General features: G+C 64.7%; 1 protein-coding gene. It reads left to right on the forward strand.

The features are described 5' to 3' along the window. A partial coding sequence (locus HJW02_RS12965) for an autotransporter outer membrane beta-barrel domain-containing protein (RefSeq protein ID WP_208050672.1) occupies positions 1 to 368 on the forward strand: 368 nt, incomplete at both ends.

Consider the following 368-nt stretch of genomic DNA (forward strand, 5'->3'; position numbering starts at 1 on the left):
ATGGACGGCTACACGGAAACGGGAGCGGGGAACGCGGGCCTGAACGTAGGCAAGCAGGAATGGACGACGGGAACGGTTGCGCTGGGCGGCCGGTGGATGGGGCTCATTGGCAGCAACATCTTCGGGCGTGAAGCATTGGCTGAGTTCCGGGTGAACGCGGCCCAGGACATGGGCGACCGCCGCGGAGAAACCAATGTGGCGCTGCTGGGCAACCCCGGCTTCATGCAGAGCGTGCGTGGGACCAAGGTGGGAACGACGGCGCTGCAAATAGGAGCGGGGCTGAGCGTGCCGGTAGGAACGCAGGGAACGGTCTTCATCAACGGGAACGCGGACTTCCGTGACGGAGCCAACTCGGTGAACGGAAGCGT

Origin of the sequence: Akkermansia sp. GGCC_0220 (genome assembly GCF_017566105.1) — a bacterium.
In the GTDB taxonomy this organism is placed as follows: Bacteria; Verrucomicrobiota; Verrucomicrobiia; order Verrucomicrobiales; family Akkermansiaceae; genus Akkermansia; species Akkermansia massiliensis.